The 16,574-nt window shown below is 52.2% G+C and carries 15 protein-coding genes and 1 pseudogene; 8 read left to right on the forward strand and 8 right to left on the reverse strand.

The window, feature by feature from the left end:
* Window positions 1-71: 71 nt before the first annotated feature.
* The 3 genes from cysM to ETV65_RS06980 all read left to right on the forward strand — a co-directional run bounded on the left by cysM (window position 72) and on the right by ETV65_RS06980 (window position 3,081).
* The gene (gene cysM / locus ETV65_RS06970) at window positions 72-956 is read left to right on the forward strand and encodes a cysteine synthase CysM (protein WP_129952195.1); all 885 of its coding nucleotides are present in this window, start codon (window positions 72-74) and stop codon (window positions 954-956) included.
* A gap of 102 nt (window positions 957-1,058) precedes the next feature.
* Complete coding sequence (locus ETV65_RS06975) at window positions 1,059-1,742, forward strand: response regulator transcription factor (protein ID WP_129952196.1); 684 nt, start codon at window positions 1,059-1,061, stop codon at window positions 1,740-1,742.
* A complete protein-coding gene (locus ETV65_RS06980; RefSeq protein ID WP_129952197.1) occupies window positions 1,723-3,081 on the forward strand; it encodes an ATP-binding protein in 1,359 nt (452 codons plus the stop codon). Before ETV65_RS06975 ends, ETV65_RS06980 begins: the two co-directional genes overlap by 20 nt.
* Window positions 3,082-3,233: 152 nt before the next feature.
* Here the strand turns inward: ETV65_RS06980 and crr are convergent, their stop codons facing one another.
* The 5 genes and pseudogenes from crr to cysZ form a co-directional block, all read right to left on the reverse strand.
* The gene (crr, locus tag ETV65_RS06985) at window positions 3,234-3,743 is read right to left on the reverse strand and encodes a PTS glucose transporter subunit IIA (protein ID WP_101076258.1); all 510 of its coding nucleotides are present in this window, start codon (window positions 3,741-3,743) and stop codon (window positions 3,234-3,236) included.
* Window positions 3,722-5,519 (reverse strand): annotated as a pseudogene (ptsI, locus tag ETV65_RS06990) (phosphoenolpyruvate-protein phosphotransferase PtsI). The gene crr and the pseudogene ptsI overlap by 22 nt, the downstream one beginning before the upstream one ends.
* Window positions 5,520-5,569: 50 nt before the next feature.
* The gene (gene ptsH, locus ETV65_RS06995) at window positions 5,570-5,827 is read right to left on the reverse strand and encodes a phosphocarrier protein Hpr (RefSeq protein ID WP_013574433.1); all 258 of its coding nucleotides are present in this window, start codon (window positions 5,825-5,827) and stop codon (window positions 5,570-5,572) included.
* Window positions 5,828-6,230: 403 nt separating this feature from the next.
* Window positions 6,231-7,196, reverse strand: a complete 966-nt coding sequence (cysK, locus tag ETV65_RS07005; protein WP_129952199.1) for a cysteine synthase A — start codon at window positions 7,194-7,196, stop codon at window positions 6,231-6,233.
* 210 nt (window positions 7,197-7,406) lie between these two features.
* Complete coding sequence (gene cysZ / locus ETV65_RS07010) at window positions 7,407-8,192, reverse strand: sulfate transporter CysZ (protein ID WP_129952200.1); 786 nt, start codon at window positions 8,190-8,192, stop codon at window positions 7,407-7,409.
* A 223-nt stretch (window positions 8,193-8,415) separates the two neighbouring features.
* Between cysZ and zipA the strand changes: the two genes are divergently transcribed.
* From zipA to ETV65_RS07025, 3 genes are all read left to right on the forward strand, one after another.
* On the forward strand, window positions 8,416-9,414 hold the full coding sequence (gene zipA, locus ETV65_RS07015; RefSeq protein ID WP_129952201.1) for a cell division protein ZipA: 999 nt from the start codon (window positions 8,416-8,418) through the stop codon (window positions 9,412-9,414).
* A gap of 71 nt (window positions 9,415-9,485) precedes the next feature.
* The gene (ligA, locus tag ETV65_RS07020) at window positions 9,486-11,507 is read left to right on the forward strand and encodes an NAD-dependent DNA ligase LigA (protein ID WP_129952202.1); all 2,022 of its coding nucleotides are present in this window, start codon (window positions 9,486-9,488) and stop codon (window positions 11,505-11,507) included.
* A 3-nt stretch (window positions 11,508-11,510) separates the two neighbouring features.
* Window positions 11,511-11,753: a DUF3820 family protein gene (locus ETV65_RS07025; RefSeq protein WP_129952203.1), complete on the forward strand. Its 243-nt coding sequence runs from the start codon at window positions 11,511-11,513 to the stop codon at window positions 11,751-11,753.
* 67 nt (window positions 11,754-11,820) lie between these two features.
* Here the strand turns inward: ETV65_RS07025 and ETV65_RS07030 are convergent, their stop codons facing one another.
* Complete coding sequence (locus ETV65_RS07030) at window positions 11,821-12,810, reverse strand: bile acid:sodium symporter family protein (RefSeq protein WP_129952204.1); 990 nt, start codon at window positions 12,808-12,810, stop codon at window positions 11,821-11,823.
* 98 nt (window positions 12,811-12,908) lie between these two features.
* On the opposite strand from ETV65_RS07030, the gene ETV65_RS07035 reads away from it, so the two are divergent.
* Entirely contained in the window at window positions 12,909-13,835 is a 927-nt protein-coding gene (locus ETV65_RS07035; protein WP_129952205.1) for a LysR family transcriptional regulator, read from the forward strand.
* Between the two features lie 33 nt (window positions 13,836-13,868).
* On the opposite strand, the gene ETV65_RS07040 is transcribed toward ETV65_RS07035, so the two are convergent.
* Window positions 13,869-14,210, reverse strand: a complete 342-nt coding sequence (locus ETV65_RS07040; RefSeq protein WP_129952206.1) for a FlxA-like family protein — start codon at window positions 14,208-14,210, stop codon at window positions 13,869-13,871.
* Window positions 14,211-14,333: 123 nt separating this feature from the next.
* Window positions 14,334-14,885: a nucleotidyltransferase family protein gene (locus ETV65_RS07045; RefSeq protein WP_129952207.1), complete on the reverse strand. Its 552-nt coding sequence runs from the start codon at window positions 14,883-14,885 to the stop codon at window positions 14,334-14,336.
* Between the two features lie 276 nt (window positions 14,886-15,161).
* On the opposite strand from ETV65_RS07045, the gene eat reads away from it, so the two are divergent.
* On the forward strand, window positions 15,162-16,571 hold the full coding sequence (eat, locus tag ETV65_RS07050; protein WP_129952208.1) for an ethanolamine permease: 1,410 nt from the start codon (window positions 15,162-15,164) through the stop codon (window positions 16,569-16,571).
* Window positions 16,572-16,574 lie beyond the last annotated feature (3 nt).

A 16,574-nucleotide genomic window follows, 5' to 3' on the forward strand; every position in this document is an offset into this window, starting at 1 on the left:
CTTTTTATCGTCTGATATCTGTTTATGTATTTTTTATCGGCAGATATAATTTTTTAATATAAGGCGGGCCCGTGAGTACGCTCGAACATTACATCGGCAATACCCCTCTGGTGAGATTACAGCGTCTGACGCAGGGTCTGGACAGCGAGATTTGGGTTAAGCTGGAAGGGAATAATCCTGCCGGATCGGTAAAAGATCGTGCCGCACTGTTTATGATTGAGCAGGCGGAAAAACGGGGTGAAATTCGCCCTGGTGATACGCTGATTGAAGCCACAAGCGGAAATACCGGGATTGCGCTGGCGATGATTGCTGCACTCAAAGGCTACAAGCTGAAATTGCTGATGCCGGAGAATATGAGTCTCGAACGTCAGGCATCGATGCGGGCGTATGGTGCCGAACTGTTGCTGGTCAGTCGTGCGCAGGGCATGGAAGGCGCGCGCGATCTTGCTTTGGAAATGGAAAAACAGGGGCAGGGGAAAGTGCTGGATCAGTTTAATAACCCTGATAATCCGCTCGCGCACTTCACGACAACAGGCCCTGAAATCTGGCAACAGACGCACGGACGGATCACCCATTTTGTGTCCAGCATGGGCACCACCGGCACCATTACCGGTGTCAGCCGTTATCTGCGCAGCCAGCATGCTGGCGTCAGGATTGTCGGGTTGCAACCTTCTGAAGGCAGCAGTATTCCCGGTATACGCCGCTGGCCGCAGGCCTATCTCCCGGGCATTTTCAATCCGGAACTGGTCGATGAAGTGATGGATATGGGACAAAACGAAGCAGAAGATACCATGCGGGCGCTGGCGCGGTCGGAAGGTATCTTCTGTGGGGTGAGTTCCGGCGGCGCGGTAGCGGGTGCGTTGCGCGTGGCCAGAAGCCATCCGGGCAGCGTGATAGTGGCGATTATTTGTGATCGCGGTGACCGTTATTTATCCACTGGGGTTTTTAATGTTTAATTCTATATTCAGCTGTTGAATGTAAAATTAGAGTAAAAGCGGCTGCGAATGGCTGGCTTAGTGGTAAAAATGACCAAAATTTTAGCCAGGCGGAAATGAACAATGAAAATTTTATTAGTCGATGACGACCTTGAATTAGGCACCATGCTCAGTGAATACCTGATTGCAGAAGGTTTTGATGCGTCTCTGGTGCTGACCGGTAAAGCGGGTGTGGAAGGTGCGATGTCTGGCGAATACACCGCGATGATCCTGGATATTATGCTGCCAGACATGAGCGGTATTGATGTATTGCGTCAGGTGCGTAAAAACAGCCGGCTGCCGATCATCATGCTGACCGCGAAAGGGGACAACATTGATCGCGTCATCGGTCTGGAAATGGGGGCGGATGATTATATGCCGAAACCGTGCTATCCACGTGAACTGGTGGCACGTTTGCGTGCTGTATTGCGTCGTGTGGAAGAACAGCAGCAATCACACGCTGATACGTCCTCGGTCAACTATGGTGATCTGACGCTGAATCCGGCGACCCGGAGCAGTGAATGGCGCGGCGTGCCCTTCGATCTGACCGCTTCTGAGTTCAACCTGCTGGAATTACTGTTGCGTTCGCCTGAACGTGTGGTCTCCAAAGATGAATTGTCGGAAAAAGGTCTCGGGCGTCCGCGTGAAGCGTATGACCGCAGTATTGATGTGCATATCAGTAACATCCGCCAGAAACTGGGGTCACTTGAAGGTGGCGATATGCTGACTATTGAAACGGTGCGCAGCATTGGCTATCGAATCCGCTAAACGACTGCGCGGCAGGTTGTTCTGGAAAATATTGCTGGGTTTCTGGTTTACTTTCGTGGCAATCGCTCAGGGGCTCTGGGTGGTTTTTGCTTTCTACAATCCGCATGAACCGCCGGAAAGTGGTATTGCCCGCCGGTTTGTGAAACTTCAAATTACTTCGGCTGTGTCCACGCTGCATTCCGGCGGTATGCCTGCACTGAATGCCATGATTGCTGACTGGCCGCAAGATGACCGGCAGTTCTTTTCGGTGTCACCGTCTTTGCTGCCGGCAAAAGGTAGCAGCATGCAGGAGCTTGAGCCCGGAAAAACGCCGCATGAAGTGGTGGAGTTTGTGCAGGGGCCCGACGGCCAGGGTTACCGTCTGCGTTATGACGTGGCGGGGCTGATGGATGAATACCGGCCACGAAAGCACCACCGCGAACTGCTGAATATGCCACCGCCATTGTTGTGGCTGGGCGGGCTTGGCGGGTTGCTGTTCAGTGCCGTTCTGGCGTGGAACCTGACACGGCCGATGCTGCAAATGCGTAAAGCTTTTGATCGGGTGGCGCAAGGCGATTTATCGGTACGTCTGTTTAGCAGCATGGGTAAGCGGCACGATGAATTGTCCGAAGTGGCGCGCGATTTCGACTCGATGGCTGAACGCCTGCAAGTGCTGGTCAGGGCGCGGGAAGAGCTGCTGCATGATGTCTCGCACGAACTGCGCTCCCCGCTGGCGCGCTTGCAACTGGCCATCGGTCTGGCGCGGCAGAATCCGTCGAACGTCGAAAGCTCCCTGAGCCGCATAGAACACGAGGCGGGGAGGCTGGATAAAATGATCGGCGAACTGCTGGCGTTATCGCGCACCGAAAGCAGTGAAATTCCTGATGAAGAGTACTTTGATCTCTACGGGCTGGTGGAAGCCGTGGTTAACGATGCGCGCTATGAAGCGCAGTTGCCGGGTGTTGAAATTGCGATGTATCCCCCGTCTCCGGATAACCTGGATTACACGGTAAAAGGCAATGCTGAACTGATGCGTCGTGCGGTAGATAACGTAGTGCGTAATGCGCTGCGCTTTTCGGCCCGCGGGCAAACTATCAGTGTTTCACTGGCACAGATTGAGCAGTATTTGCAGATTGAAGTGGCCGATCAGGGGCCGGGTGTGGAAGAGGATAAGCTTTCGAGTATCTTTGACCCGTTCGTGCGCGTTAAATCGCCGCTGTCAGGCAAAGGCTATGGCCTTGGGCTGGCTATCACCCGTAAAGTGATGTTGGCCCATGAAGGTAAAGTGGATGCCCGTAACGCGCAGCCTCATGGGCTAATTATCAGCCTTCAAGTCCCGCACTGGAAGCCTGCGTCATAATCCGGGCTGAAGATGCATTGGGGCCAGCGCAAGCGCTGTTCAAAAAGCTATAGCCTTTTGTCCTGTCACTCTAATTATTTTGCGGACAGATATTTACAGGCAATAAAAAACGGCGCTGATTAGGCGCCGTTTTTTATTTCTCGCTGAGCGAATTACTTTTTGATGCGGATGATCGGGGTTTCGCCCACAGTCACGCTACCCGTCAGTTTAATCAGCTCTTTGATCTCGTCCATGTTAGAGATAACAACCGGAGTCAGAGTAGACTTCGCTTTCTCTTCCAGCAGCGCCAGATCAAACTCGATAACCAAATCGCCTTTCTTAACGCGCTGGCCTTCTTCAGCGATGCGTTTGAAGCCTTCGCCTTTCAGTTCAACGGTGTCGATACCGAAGTGCACGAACAACTCGATGCCACTGTCGGATTCGATTGAGAAAGCATGGTTAGTTTCGAAGATTTTACCGATAGTGCCATCAACCGGAGCAACCATTTTGTTGCCAGCAGGTTTAATAGCAATACCGTCACCTACGATTTTCTCAGCGAAAACAACGTCAGGCACGTCTTCAATATTGACAATTTCACCAGACAGCGGTGCCACAATCTCAATGGTACCTACGTCTTTTTTATCATCAGAAACCAATGATTTCAGTTTATCGAACAAACCCATGATCTTCTCCTAAGCATTAATTTGGGCAGCTTTACCAGCATCGCGCAATTAGCAGAGTGTTTTTTCTTCAATGAACTTGTTAACCAGGTTCATCAACTCTTGCGCCGTAGGTTGGGCCAGGGCCTGGTCTGCCAGCGCTTTCACATCTTCGAAGTTTGTATTGCGAATAATTTTCTTGATGCGTGGGATAGAGATAGCACTCATGCTGAACTCATCTAACCCCATGCCCAATAGAAGAAGTGTAGCACGTTCGTCGCCGGCTAGCTCGCCGCACATCCCTGTCCATTTACCGGCAGCATGAGATGCGTCAATAACTTGTTTAATTAAACCAAGCACAGACGGTGACATTGGGTTGTACAGATGAGAAATCAGCTCGTTACCGCGATCCACTGCCAAAGTATACTGGGTAAGATCGTTTGTACCAATACTGAAGAAATCAACTTCTTTCGCCAGGTGATGCGCAATCACAGCTGCTGCTGGCGTTTCAACCATCACACCCACTTCAATGGTTTCATCGAATGCCTGACCTTTCTCACGCAGTTGCGCTTTCAGCAGTTCAAGTTCTGCTTTCAGTTCACGCACTTCTTCGACTGAAATGATCATCGGGAACATGATGCGCAATTTACCGAAGGCAGAGGCACGCAGGATGCCTTTCAACTGATCGTGAAGAATTTCTTTGCGATCAAGGCAGATACGGATTGCGCGCCAACCCAGGAACGGGTTTTCTTCTTTCGGCAGGTTCATGTACGGCAGGTCTTTATCACCGCCGATGTCCATGGTACGTACGATAACCGCCTGTGACCCCATCGCTTCAGCAACGGCTTTGTATGCCTGGAATTGCTCTTCTTCGGTAGGCAGGCTGTCACGGTCCATGAACAGGAATTCTGTACGATACAGGCCGACACCTTCAGCGCCATTGCGCTCTGCACCCGCGACGTCGCGCACGGTACCGATGTTGGCACAAACCTCTACCTGATGGCCATCCAGCGTAATAGCCGGTAAGTCTTTCAGCTTAGTCAGTTCGTCTTTTTCACTGATGTACTGGTTCTGAACGGCTTTCAGCTCGTCAATAATGTCTGCTGTCGGATTGACATAGATTTTATTGTTCACGGCATCGAGGATCAGGTAGTCATCATTTTTGACTTGTTTGGTCACGTCGCTGGTACCCACGATAGCAGGCAGTTCCAGTGAGCGGGCCATGATCGAGGTGTGAGAAGTACGGCCACCCAAATCAGTAATAAAGCCCAGAACCTTGTTCAGGTTCAGCTGTGCAGTTTCTGACGGCGTCAGATCGGTCGCAACCAGGATAACTTCGTCCTGAATGGAGCTCAGATCAACGATGGTCATGTTCAGAATATTGCGCAGCAGACGTTTGCCGATGTCGCGTACGTCAGCCGCACGTTCTTTCAGGTATTCGTCATCAAGCTCTTCCAGGGCTTTCGCCTGGCCTTCAATGACAGAGAAAGCTGCAGCGTCAGCAGAAGCGTGCTCGTCTTTGATAAGGGCTATGATTTCCTGTTCAAGCTCTTCGTCTTCCAACAACATGATGTGGCCTTCGAAGATGGCTTCTTTCTCTTCACCGAAGGTCTCACCGGCTTTAGTCTTGATCACTTCCAGTTGAGCAGAGGCTTTCGCACGGCCCGTCAGGAAACGTTCAACTTCCTGATCAACGTGATCTGGAGAGATTTTTTTCCGGTTGATGACAATTTCATCTTCTTTCAACAGAAGTGCTTTGCCGAAAGCGATACCGGGAGATACTAAAATGCCTGAAATCATAACCCTACCTTTCTCTTGACTGGTTTAAACTATATAAGAGCGGTTGTTTATTACTCGAGCTCTGCCATCAGTTTTACCAAGTGTTCAACGGCTTTCTGCTCGTCTTCACCTTCAGCTGAGAGGGTCACAACGGTACCTTGGGTCAGGCCCAGAGTTTGCAGTTTGAAAAGGCTTTTAGCACTGGCGCTTTTACCGTTTGAAGTCACGGTGATGTCAGAAGCGAAACCTTTAGCTTCTTTCACGAACTGTGCAGCAGGGCGGGTGTGCAGACCATTAGGAGCGGTAATAGTAACTTCTTGCTGGAACATTGTTGTTTCCCCAACTTATTAAAGTAATGTTGTGGAGCTAAAGTTTAGCTTATGGCCTTCACTTTAGCCTGTAGAGATTAGCGCCTGACTATGGTTCAGGGGCAGGTTCAGATGCAACAGAAAAGAGAAAATAACGCACTCAGCGATAAAACTCTTTGCCCTGGATCCAGGCTTTTTCTGTTATTCCTCCATTATGCCGTCTTTTTCCCTGATGTAACAAATCAGTAAATCGATTCAGCCGGGAAGCGTCATGGAAGCGATTAATTTCGAGCATCGAAATAATTGTCCGGTTAAATACTAAACCTGGCGGGTAAAATCAATGACGAAGTGGTGTAAAGTTTGACGCAGGCCACAAAAAAGCACCCCTTGAGGTGCTTTTTTAGCCGCTTTTAAGGATGTGGCATTATTGTTGCAATTCTTTCTCGGTGAATAAATCTGCAAACAATGCGGTACTCAGATAGCGTTCACCAGAAGAAGGCAGAATAACCACGATAGTCTTATCTGCAAACTCCGGTTCTTTGGATAATTTCACCGCAGCTTCAACTGCTGCACCGGAAGAAATCCCGGCCAGAATACCTTCTTCTTCCATCAGACGGCGTGCCATGTGAATGGATTCATCGTTGGTGATCAGCGTAACGCGATCCAGCAACTCCAGATCCAGGTTACCCGGAATAAAACCTGCACCGATACCCTGAATTTTATGCGGGCCCGGTTTGACTTCTTCGCCGTTCAGTGTCTGGGTGATAACGGGAGAGTCGGTTGGCTCGACGGCCACCAGTTTCACGCTGCTTTTTTTACTTTTCAGATAACGACCCGTTCCGGTGATCGTGCCGCCGGTACCCACGCCTGCGATCAACACATCCACTGCGCCATCGGTATCTTCCCAGATTTCCGGGCCGGTAGTCTGTTCGTGGATAGCCGGGTTGGCCGGGTTGCTGAACTGCTGAAGAATGAGATAACGCTGCGGATCGCTGGCCTGAATTTCTTCGGCTTTGGCAATCGCGCCTTTCATGCCTTTGGCGCCTTCGGTCAGCACCAGATTGGCGCCGAGAGCTTTAAGCAGCTTACGACGTTCAACGCTCATGGTTTCCGGCATGGTCAGTGTCAGTTTGTAACCCCGCGCGGCAGCCACATAAGCCAGTGCAATACCGGTGTTACCGCTGGTGGGTTCAACCAGTTCGATATCTTTGGTCAGAATGCCTTTTTTCTCAGCATCCCAAATCATGTTCGCACCGATACGGCATTTTACGCTGAAGCTCGGGTTACGTGACTCGACCTTAGCCAGAATACGACCATTACCGATACGGTTCAGACGAACCAGTGGCGTATGGCCAATTGTTAATGAATTGTCTTCATAGATCTTGCTCATAACCCGTCCTTTACCTGTATGAAATATTCACGGTGTGAAGCTTTCAACACTATGAAATAAGTGGGAATCAGGAAAGCATACGCGAACCGCTTTCCCAGTGAAGTAAGGTTTTGGTATTTGCTATACCGATACGTTATTAAGAAATAAGTTCGGTGAAGAAAAGTCAAGCATAGCAGGCAGCCGCCCGCAGGCGGCTGTGAGAAAAAGGGACTATTTTCGGGTGGCATTCACATCGATATTATTTTTGACGTAAACATCGCGGTAACGGTCACACCACATGGCCGTCGCGCCGCATACAGCAACCGGCAGGATCACCAGATTCAGCACCGGGATCATCGTAAACAGACTGACCAGAGAACCAAATTGCATGTTGTCGATTTTATTGCTGCCAAGTGAGCGACGCATATCGGCAAAACTGACTTTGTGATTATCGAACGGATAATCGCAATACTGAATCACGACCATCCACGCGCTGAAAAAGAACCACAGTACGGGCGCGATAGTCTGGCCTATCACCGGAATGAAATACAGCGCGAACAGCAGCAGGGCGCGTGGCAGGTAATACGCCAGTTTCTGCCACTCACGTTTCATGATACGCGGGAGATCTTTCATGATGTCCCAGATGCCCGTATCAGGCAGCGGTTTGCCGGTAAGACGCGCTTCGAGCTGTTCGGCGAGTAATCCGCTGAAGGGGGCGGCTATCCAGTTGGCAAGGGTGCTGAAGAAATAGCTGAACACCAGTACCACGGAAAGCACCGCCACCGGCCAGATCAGATAATCCAGCCAGCTGAGCCACGACGGCACCTTGCTCATCATTGCCGGGATCCATTCACCCAGTTGGGTGAACAGCCACCAGAATGCACCGCCCATCAGCAGCACGTTGACAGCCAGGGGTAAAATCACAAAACGTCGTATCCCGGGTAAGGAAATGAGCGTCCAGCCCTGTGTGAAATAATGTACGCCGTTTTCTTGTCTGGCGCTTTGCGATGAGCTCATAAACGAAATTTTCTCTCTGAGTTGAATGACATGGGCTATCATATCGGTATGATTTTCCACTGGCTAGCGGTGGATTGGCTGAAAAAACAGCAAAAAAAGGTGCAACTGCCCTATTTATTAGCAGAAAGTAGAGTCGAGACTTGCACTTATCTACGTGGGCAAATAGAGTTAATCATGTGAATGTTTGCCGTGGTGGCAATGTATTAGAACAACAGAGATAGCAATGATGCAGGATTTGCGTCTGATATTAATCGTTGTTGGTGCGATCGCCATAATAGCGTTGTTGTTACACGGTTTGTGGACCAGCCGTAAAGAACGCTCTTCGCTTTTCCGCGATCGTCCAGCTAAACGTGTGAAAAAAGAACGGGAACAATCTCCGTCCGAAGATTTTGTCGATGGAGTGGGGGAAGTGCGCGTGCGTCCTGCTTATCCTCAGGATGAACCGACTTTTGGTCAGTATGATGAGCCTGAACAGACTGCACCGCCACGTCAGCCGCAGGTTTCTCCTGCGCAGCCAGCGCCAGCACCTGTTGCTCGTCCTCAACAACCGGCTCAGCCACCGCAATATGCTGCGCAGGATGATCCGTTGCTGAGTGGTTATTCAGCCTCTGAATCCGCCACTGCACCGCGTCGCGAACCTGTCGCTGATTTTGCACCTCAGGACTCCGCACCTGAAGCCAGAACGCATGCGCCGGTTGCGCCGCAAGATATCCATGCTGACGCGGCGCCTGCTGCGAAAGCAGAACCTCAGGCTGCGCCTTTTGCCCCGGCAGAAGAAGCCCCGGCTGAGAAAGCGAAACTGAAAGAAACGGTCCTGGTACTGCATGTTGCTGCCCATCAGGGCGGTGTCATCGGTGGTGAAGTGTTGCTTAACAGCGTGCTTCAGGCCGGTTTCCAGTTTGGTGCGATGAATATTTTCCATCGCCATGTCAGCCCTGCCGGGAGCGGTCCGGTGTTGTTCAGTCTGGCCAATATGGTTAAACCGGGTTCTTTTGACCCGGACAATATGTCTGACTTCTCTACGCCGGGTGTGACGTTGTTTATGATGGTGCCTTGCTACGGTGATGCGCATCAGAACTTCAAACTGCTGCTGCAGTCTGCCCAACGTATTGCCGATGATGTCGGTGCGATGGTGCTTGACGATGAGCGTCGTATGATTACGCCGCAGAAGCTCGAAACGTACAAAGCGCGGATCCGCGAGGTCCTCGAGGCGATCGCCTGAGTCAGGCTTTCGTGAAATACCCATTCCCCTGACCCCCGCTTGCCGGGGGTTTTTTATCTCCACGGTGAGTCATGGCCACTATCGAAGAACAGATCAATCAGTTACGCACTCAGTTACGCCATCACGAATATCAATATCACGTTCTGGATGCCCCGGAAGTGCCTGACGCCGAATATGACCGCTTAATGCGCGAGTTACGTGAGCTGGAAACCGCGCATCCTGAACTGGTCACCGCAGATTCACCGACGCAGCGCGTGGGCGCGGCACCGCTTTCCGCATTTGAACAGGTCAGGCATCAGATACCGATGTTGTCGCTGGACAACGTATTTGATGAAGAAAGCTATCTGGCATTTTATAAACGTGTTCAGGATCGTCTGAAGACGTCAGAACCGCTGACTTTCTGCTGCGAACTGAAACTTGACGGGCTGGCAGTGAGCCTGTTGTATGAAAATGGCGAACTGGTGCAGGCCGCCACACGTGGCGATGGCACGACCGGTGAGAATATTACGGCCAACGTGCGCACAATACGTGCCATCCCCCTGCGCCTGCATGGCGACAATATTCCTGCACGTCTTGAGGTGCGGGGTGAAGTGTTTATGCCACAGCCTGGCTTTGAAGCGATGAACGCTGAAGCACGCCGTACCGGGGGCAAAGTATTTGCTAACCCGCGTAATGCCGCTGCAGGTTCATTACGTCAGCTTGATCCGCGTATCACCGCCAGACGTCCGCTGACTTTCTTCTGCTACGGCGTGGGTCTGCTGGAAGGGGGGGAGCTGCCGCGTAGTCATCTTGCCCGCCTGCAACAATTCAGGGCCTGGGGTTTACCGGTCAGCGATCGTGTGCGTCTTTGCACCGGCAGTGATGAAGTGCTGGCGTTTTACCGTCAGGTTGAAGCGGAACGTCCATTGCTGGGGTTTGATATTGACGGCGTGGTCGTGAAAATTGATTCGCTGGATATTCAGGAAGCACTGGGTTTTGTGGCGCGGGCACCGCGTTGGGCGACAGCGTTTAAATTCCCGGCGCAGGAACAGATTACGCGGGTGAAAGATGTCGAGTTCCAGGTCGGGCGCACCGGTGCGATCACGCCGGTCGCACGTCTTGATCCCGTGCTGGTTGCGGGTGTGATGGTCAGCAACGCGACGCTGCATAATGCTGATGAAATCGAACGTCTGGGCCTGCGTATCGGCGATACCGTGATTGTCCGCCGTGCCGGTGACGTTATCCCACAGGTCGTGGGCGTGGTGCTGGATGAACGTCCGCAAGATGCCCGTGAAGTGGTTTTCCCGACGCATTGTCCGGTCTGTCACTCCGATGTCGAACGTGTCGAAGGTGAAGCGGTAGCGCGTTGTACGGCGGGTCTGATTTGTGGTGCACAGCGTAAAGAAGCGCTGAAACATTTTGTCTCCCGCCGGGCGCTGGATGTTGATGGCATGGGCGACAAAATCATCGATCAACTGGTCGAGAAAGAATATGTCAAAACGCCGGCGGATCTGTTCCGGCTGACGGCGGGTAAACTTACCGGTCTGGATCGCATGGGACCTAAATCGGCACAGAACGTGGTTACTGCGCTGGAAAAAGCCAAAGAAACCACGCTGGCCAGATTCCTGTATGCGCTGGGCATTCGTGAAGTGGGCGAAGCCACAGCCGCTAACCTTGCCGCGCATTACGGCTCGGTTGAGGCGCTTAAAGCGGCAGATATTGAGTCGCTGAAAAGCGTGCAGGATGTCGGCGATGTGGTGGCTAAACATGTGGTCAATTTCCTGTCGGAAGAACATAACCAGCAGGTGATTGATGAGCTGTTAAGCCCTGAAATTAATATTCACTGGCCGGAAGTGCAGGTCATTGTACCGGAGGAAATTGACAGTCCGTTTGCCGGTAAAACCGTGGTGTTGACCGGTTCGCTTTCGATCCTTTCACGCGATGAAGCCAAAGATCGTCTGACCGCGCTGGGGGCAAAAGTCTCCGGCAGCGTGTCGAAGAAAACTGATCTGGTGATTGCCGGTGAAGCGGCAGGATCCAAGCTGGCGAAAGCACAGGAACTGGGTATTGAGGTGATCGACGAGGCGGAAATGATCCGTCTGCTGGGTGAATAAAGCATGGAAAAAGAAGATCTGATCCAGATAGCCAATACGGTCATGCCGTTCGGTAAGTATGCCGGACGCGTGCTGATCGACCTGCCGGAAGAATATCTGCTGTGGTTCGCCCGTAAAGACGAATTCCCGCAGGGGAAACTGGGTGAACTGATGCAACTGACGCTGGCGATCAAAAGTGAAGGATTGCAAAGCCTGATCAATCCGCTGCGTCGTCATGGTCCGGGGCTGGGTGGCACCGACGAGTAACGGTCCGTCTACCCGATGTAGAAGGCGCTGATGTCAGCGCCTTTTTTCTGCCTGTTATTCGCCTGCGCTATTCAGTGACAGGCGTTTGTTTGAGCGCCGCTTCCTGCTGCTTTTTCTGATAACGTTTCGCCAGCACCGCACAGGTCATCAGCTGTACCTGATGGAAAATCATCAGCGGCAGCACCATCATGCCAATGGCACTGACCGGAAACAGAATATTCGCCATCGGAATACCGTTCGCCAGACTTTTCTTCGAGCCGCAGAATACGATAGTGATTTCATCGGGTTTACTGAAGCCCATCCAGCGCGCCATGTAGGTGTTAATGACCAGAATAAAGGCCAGCAGTACCAGACTGAACACCAGGATAAACAACAGCGAGCCGACACCGACCTGATGCCAGATCCCCTGAGTCACGGCTTCACTGAAAGCGGAATACACCACCAGCAAAATCGATGTCTGGTCGGTTTTGCCAATCATTTTACGGTGGCGTTCGACAAAGCCGCCAATCAGCGGACGCAGCAAGTGTCCGGCGACAAACGGCACCAGCAGTTGCAGCACAATATGCCAGACCTGTGCTAAACCATTCCCCGTTTCCCCCTGTACATGCATCAGCAGGCTGACCAGCAACGGTGAAACAAAAATCCCCAGCAGGCTTGATGCGGAAGCACTGCACACCGCTGCCGCCACGTTGCCGCCCGCCAGTGAGGTAAACGCAATCGCCGACTGCACGGTGGCGGGCAAAATACACAGATACACAAAGCCGCTGTAAATTTGCGGGCTGACATCCACCGGATGCCACCACTGAAAAAGCAGCCCGAGGATCGGGAATAAAATGAAAGTGCTGAACATCACCCATAAATGTAAACGCCAGTTATTGCTGCCCTGAAAAATAGCTTCGCGTGAGAGTTTTGCGCCATGCATGAAAAACAACAGACCAATGGCGAAAATGGTCAGGTTATTGAAGAAAGCGACAAATATGCCGCTGGCCGGGAAGAATGTCGCCAGCAGAACAGTGGCGATAAGTGTCAGGGTGAAGCGATCAGGTAAGAAGCGCATAGCAGGTCTCGGAAAGGTTGTCTCTGAATGCGGCTATTTTGTGCTTTTCCGATATAATTAAAAAATTGATTTATTTAATCCATTAATGCAGAAAATTCATGAATTATTCACTCAGACAACTTCGCGTGTTCGTGGCGGTTTCACGCTATGGCAGTTTTAGCCGGGCAGGGGAAGCGATAGGGTTAAGCCAGTCGGCTGTCAGCCACAGTATGAAAGAACTGGAAGCTGAAATGGGGGTACGCTTGCTGGACCGCACAACGCGCGAAGTCGTGCTCACCGACGCCGGTCTGCGCCTGGCGAATCGTGTCGAGCCGTTGCTCGACGAACTCCACGCCATGCTGCTTGATACCCGCAGCTTTGGCACACAGCACAATGGCCGGGTGCGCATTGCTTCAAGCCAGACGATTTCGGCGCAACTGATGCCACAATGTATCTCCAGCGGCGAGCGACAGTATCCTGAGATCAGTATCCTGCTGCGTGACCAGGCGCAGCAACTGGTGCTTCACAGCGTCAGAAATGCGGAAGTGGATTTCGGCATTGTGATTGATCCGGGTGAAAGCACCGACCTCGACTGCGAGCCTATTTTGCACGAGCCGTTTTTACTGATGTGTCGCGAGGATCACCCGCTGGCGGCGCTGGCGGAAGTTGAATGGCAGGCGCTGAACGGCCAAAAACTGGTGCTGCAGGATTACGCATCAGGAAGCCGGATCCTGATTGACGGCGCACTGAAAGCGCAGAAAGTGGATACCATGATCGCCCAGGAAATCGGCCATCCGGCCACTTTATTCCCGATGGTTGAAGCCGGGATTGGCATCAGTGTGATCCCGGCGCTGGCTTTACCCATGCCGCAAGGGAGCCGTCTGGTGGTGAAAAATCTGGTGCCGGAAATTAACCGGGTACTGATGTTGGTCAAACGTAAAAACCGGTCGTTATCACCCGCTGCGCAGGCTATCTGGCAGGTGGTGAAAGAGCAGGCGAACTTATTGCGGGAAAAACGCAGCCAGCAGGGAATGTACGGACTCTGATACCTTGCCGGCTGTTTCAGGCTTTAACTGCGGTTACACGTAAATATCGACAGCATTGGTTTCTGAGGGCTTATTCACGCCTTCGTCTTTCTTCATTTCGGCGGCGGCTTGTTGTTGCTGCTGTTGCTGAAGCGCTTTCTGAGCCTGCTGTTGTTGAATCTGAGCGATTTGCTGTTGCAGCAGTTCGATTTGCTGCTGCAGGAGTTCTTGCTTTTGCTTAACTGTGTCAGCATCTTCGCCTGAACCGCCCAGACTTTTGAGCTGTTCAGTCAGTTTGGTAATCTGCTTAGTCAGTTTTGCAATCTGGCTGGCACTGCCTGAGTCACTGGTGGACGCGGAGCCCACCGAACTGCCAGTCGCGCTGATAGTTGTCATAAAAAGCCTCACTTAGTAAGAATCAAATTTTGCACGTAAGCGTGCGTAACAGATATCGGCAGTAATCAGAGAGGCTTTACCGGCTTTTCATATTCCTTACAGTATTTATGGTTTTTATTCGATTCACGCTTTCACGCTGAGCTTCGGCCACCGGCTCAGCCAGCCTTTGCTGCGGACCCGTTCGGCAAAAACGGCGGGGATCGCATGGCGCGGGTTTGGCGTAATACTGAAAGCAAACAAAGCCTCCAGTCCCAGCGGTGCATTCAGCTCAATATGCCCCTCAGCATTCATTCTTGCGCCAATGGCCGTTTCCACTTCCACCCAGTAGCTCATTGCCTCAGCGCTGGAGGCATAAGGCGTGTGACCGTGGCGCTCATGCATGCGGGCCTGATTTTTCACTGACCAGGGGAGATCGGGCGAATTCGCTTTCAGATGTTGTTCATAACGTTCGTCAGTCTGTGCCGAACAATCCTGAGGATTGAAATATACCAGGTCGATATCATTAAGCGGTGTGGCCTGTATATAGCCGTGCAGCCGGTCCCAGACCAGATTCCGGACAAATCCCGCCGCCAGCCACCCGTCGTTAAGACCCAGTGCATGTGCCTGCGTCAGCGCCTGCAAGTGAAGCGGTTCCTCTCTGAGCCAGGTAATGATTCTCTGTTCCAGGGTCGCCATGCGATGTTCTCCTTTTTGCACATCTTCGTTCTGAGAAGCCAAAGTGTAGCGCCATTTGGTGACACTTTTTCAACGCACCATTTCGGAGATGCGGTTGACTGCAGCGCGCTAAAATGTGGCAAATCTCCCCGGAATACGGCTCCGGACCGCATTTGCTCAGGGCTTCTTAAGTGGTACAGCCTTTGCAACATCAACCTTTGTAACACCAGGAATGGGCAAGGCTGTCATATTTTCTCTTCTTACAGAATTGATTTACCACCGGGCAGGGGATCATTTATGCAAACCACGAAAGTCGCACCCGTTTTAAAACGTACACTGGGGAGCTTTAAACTCTGGGGCATCGCTGTCGGACTGGTAATCTCCGGCGAATATTTTGGCTGGAGTTATGGCTGGGCGCAGGCAGGCACGCTGGGCTTTCTTATCACCGCACTGGTGATAGCGGCCATGTATTGTGCCTTTATTTTCAGTTTTACTGAACTCACCACATCGATTCCGCACGCCGGCGGGCCTTTCGCTTACGCTTACCGTGCGTTCGGGCCCACCGGTGGATTTGTGGCGGGTTTTGCCACGCTGGTGGAGTTTGTCTTTGCACCGCCCGCTATCGCGATGGCGATCGGCGCGTATCTCAATGTGCAGTTTCCGGCCATTGAGCCGAAATGGGTGGCTGTAGGCGCGTATCTGGTATTTATGGTGCTCAATATTCTTGGTGTCAGTATTGCCGCCACCTTTGAACTGCTGGTCACGTTACTGGCGATTTTCGAATTGCTGGTCTTTATGGGCGTGGTGGCACCCGGTTTTGAAATGTCGAACTTTGTTCACGGCGGATGGGCGGGCAGCGACACTTTCAGCCCGGCGGCGTTTTCCGGCATCTTTGCAGCCATACCTTTTGCCATCTGGTTTTTCCTGGCCATAGAAGGCGCATCAATGGCCGCAGAGGAGGCAAAAGATCCGCAGCGTACCATTCCGAAAGCCTTTATCGGCGGTATTCTGACCCTGACCGTTCTGGCGCTCGGCGTGATGTTGTTTGCCGGTGGTGTGGGCGACTGGACCAAGCTGTCGAACATTAACGACCCCTTACCACAGGCCATGAAACTGATTGTCGGCAGCAACAGCGGCTGGCTACATATGCTGGTCTGGCTGGGGCTGTTTGGCCTGATAGCCTCTTTCCATGGCATTATCATGGGATATTCCCGGCAGATCTTTGCGCTGGCCCGGGCGGGTTATTTGCCTAAACGACTGGCCAGCGTCAATGCCCGTTTCCAGACACCGCATCTCGGTATCATCGCCGGGGGCGTTGTGGGCATTGCGGCCATTTTCTCAGATTCACTGATCGTCATCGGCGGCCAGCCGCTGACGGCCAATATCGTGACGATGTCGGTATTTGGTGCCATTGTGATGTACATCATTTCTATGGCCGCGCTGTTTAAGCTGCGTCGCAGCGAACCGAATTTAATCCGCCCGTTCCGTGCGCCGCTCTATCCTTTTGCACCGGCGCTGGCGCTGGTACTGGCTGTTGTCTGTCTGATCGCTATGATTTACTACAACACCTTACTGTTTCTGATTTTCGCCGCCATGATGTTGCTGGCGTATGCCTGGTTCCGCATCACCCATCAGGCGCGAACGGATGCTGCAGAAGATCCGCAATTACGTGGCCTGCGCCCGGTGCCCGCTAAAAGCAGCAAATAATCC

It is taken from the genome of Rahnella sp. RFA10(1/100) (assembly GCF_004195115.1).
Taxonomy (GTDB): domain Bacteria; phylum Pseudomonadota; class Gammaproteobacteria; order Enterobacterales; family Enterobacteriaceae; genus Rahnella; species Rahnella perminowiae.